Raw genomic sequence first — 1,503 nt, forward strand, 5'->3', positions numbered from 1 at the left:
GATGCGTGCCAATGATGGGGCGTTGGACCGGTTCACGCCGTTCCGGATGGAGCTGTGGAGCTTCATGGCGCAGACGGTGGGCGGCAAAAAGGTCCCGACTCCCGAGGACTACCGGGCCGTTCTGGACATCGCCGCGCAGACGTTGGCGCGGAAGCCGGGTGCGCGGCTGGGCGAGGACATGCCGGAGTTGTTCGTCCAGCATGCGTTGAAGCAGGTGACGCAGTTGGGTGCGGGCCTGGTGCGCAGTGTGCTGAGGCAGCCGGGTGCGGACTCGCCGGTGACGAAGAAGGCGGTGACGTGGGCGTTCTGGGCGGTGGCTGGTGCGGCGCGGCACATGGGCACGATGGATGCGGCGTTCACGGAGAAGCTGGGGCGCCGGATACTCCACATGTTCCCGGACGAGCAGTGGACTCCGGCGCGGAAGCAGGAGTTGTGGGTCCTGACGGCTCAGGCGATCGCGGCTGGTCTGGACCCGGCGGACTACTTCACGCTGGCCGCTTTCCACCTGGCGACCAAGGGCGCGTTCGGCCCGGCGCACCTTCTGCAAGAGGGTGGCAACGCGCGGGGTTACAACTGGAGCGGTACACCGGCCCCGGAGGGTGTGGACCTGCGGGTCGTCGGTACGCAGGACCAAGAGGGGGATGCGGCGTCCCGTAAGCAGTTCACTGCGCCGTGGGCGGGTGAGGGTGAGCCCGGTGAGGCGATGGTGGTGTGGACGGACACGGATGCCAGGGGTTTCCCGGTCCTGCACCTGCCGGGTATGCGGCCGTTCGCGGTGACGGACAAGGAGTTGCTGGCGCTGCTGGATCTGGCGCCGTTGCTGCGTGTGATGCCGCTGGGTGTTCCGCTGGTGTTCGTGGCATCGGGTCCGGGCAGCGGCACGGGCCGTTCGGTGGTGTGGGCGGAAGCGTTCTCCAACCGGACGGCACGTAATGGCTGGGCCTACAGCGGCCCGTTGACGATGGCCCCCGCCACGTCGGGCGCCCCATCGGACGCCACGCCAGGCGTCACATCGGCACCGTTGCGTCTGATCGGTCTGCCGGAGGCGGGTACCGGGCAGCCGGGGGTGTGGCGCAAGGCGTGGTTGCAGGGGCTCAACTCCAGCCTCCTGTTCACGGCCCCCTACGGGAACGCGGTGTTCTCCTCCCCGACGCCGACCATGCCCAGGACCCTCACCGCGCCGGAGGGTTCAGGGCCGTTGGTGCTGAGCCGGGATGAACTGGCGCGCCGGGTGCACGGCGTGGCTGGTCGGGGGCCGGCGCGGGGGTTGTCGGTCGAGCGGTGTCTCGTGCTGCTGCGGGGGCTGCGGGACGAGCTGTACCCCAAGGGTGTGCGTCCGGCGGCCACGGTCGACGATGCGGTGATCGACGAGCGGTCTGCCGCGTCGTCGCTGGTGATGGGTCCTGGTTGGCGGGTCCGGGCGCGGCGGCGTTCGTCCTGGCGCGGCGCCAGGGTGAGGCGCCCGGTCACGCGTGGGCGGCGTACCACCTCGGCGGGACCGAC

General features: G+C 70.3%; 1 protein-coding gene. It reads left to right on the plus strand.

What is annotated here, in order from left to right; translation table 11 throughout:
* Nucleotides 1–22: 22 nt before the first annotated feature.
* Nucleotides 23–1,503, plus strand: a 1,481-nt coding sequence (locus IF99_RS31375) for a hypothetical protein (RefSeq protein WP_158716687.1), incomplete at its 3' end; no start/stop codon positions are given.

Source organism: Streptomyces sp. NRRL F-5630 (assembly GCF_000719475.1).
In the GTDB taxonomy this organism is placed as follows: Bacteria; Actinomycetota; Actinomycetes; order Streptomycetales; family Streptomycetaceae; genus Streptomyces.